Below are 1,068 nucleotides of genomic sequence, written 5' to 3'. Positions count from 1 at the left end.
TGCGACCGATTCAGAATGGGTCAACAACAATGACTGGATGGAAGAGTTCCTACAACTCGACTCTCAAGTTTCTAATGCACGAGTGTTTGATATTCAGGCAAACGATACTTAAGTGAAGCAGTTGGCATCATTCTCCCCAGCTCCCTGTCCGCCATATGCTTGCTGGATATTCTCACTGGCCGGTAGTCTTCCAGAGACTCCGTCAGCTTCTTGAACTGCTCCTGAGGATTTTCTGAAACCACAACTGTCCGGATGATATCCAGCAACGCATCGATTCTGAGCTTCTCTACCAGACAGCCAACGGTAAGCGCAGGCTGCTTGTGTTCCGGCGGGCAGATTGTTCAGGATGAAGGAGCAACATATGGTCACACAGCACGCTCAGGATCACGCCACGCTCAGACCCTTCAATGCCTTGCTGCAAGGCTCTGTTGCACCAGCCTTCATGAAGTTTCCAGTCCTCAAAGAACACCTCGGTCAACCACCTCAGCGTGTGAAGCCGGGCAATATCATCATGACGCCAGGAAACATCCGTGGCGGCCAGATAGCGATAGTCGTCCTCTCCCTCGTATTTCAAAGCAATAATAAATCACTTCTGCCCATGGGCTTTGACCTTGAGACGGGCAGACAATACCGTCACCTTTTGCTCCTTTCCTCCTCGTATGACCAGCGTTTTTTTAACGCCAGGCCCGACATAACTGTCAAAATAGGTCTTCAGATTAACTTCTTTGTTTTTGTAGATCACCATCTGGTTCCAACGGAGCTTGCTAACCACCTGTGTTCCCGAGAAGACTGAGGAAGCTCCATCCATAAAATGGGCATCATCATAGAGAGCATCCGCCAGGATGCCGGTGACGTTTATATCAGAAAAGTGCCGTTGGAAAGCCTGAATCATATCCAGCGCCAGTAGCTGTTTTGTTGGGTACTCACTGTTGGGCTTTGGCTTGGGAGGCCGATCCTTTGGAGGTGCGTATTCTGGTTAACTTGAACACCTATTCTGTTTCATTTGAACACCCTGAACTCCTTACACATTGCCCAGTGTGATTTTTAGACCAGGTGTTCAACTGCGTC

The 1,068-nt window shown here is 49.2% G+C and carries 2 protein-coding genes; both read right to left on the bottom strand.

Going from position 1 to position 1,068, the window contains the following annotated elements; genetic code table 11:
• Positions 1-286: 286 nt before the first annotated feature.
• Positions 287-574 (bottom strand): hypothetical protein, encoded by a 288-nt coding sequence (locus KDK14_RS19795; RefSeq protein ID WP_257266946.1) that lies wholly within the window; start codon positions 572-574, stop codon positions 287-289.
• Between the two features lie 12 nt (positions 575-586).
• Positions 587-892: a hypothetical protein gene (locus KDK14_RS19790; protein ID WP_257266945.1), complete on the bottom strand. Its 306-nt coding sequence runs from the start codon at positions 890-892 to the stop codon at positions 587-589.
• Positions 893-1,068: the final 176 nt, after the last annotated feature.

The organism is Endozoicomonas sp. ONNA2 (assembly GCF_024606365.1).
Taxonomy (GTDB): Bacteria; Pseudomonadota; Gammaproteobacteria; order Pseudomonadales; family Endozoicomonadaceae; genus Endozoicomonas.
Note: the sequence above shows the minus strand (reverse complement) of the source record. Positions and strands in the feature narration are given on the sequence as shown.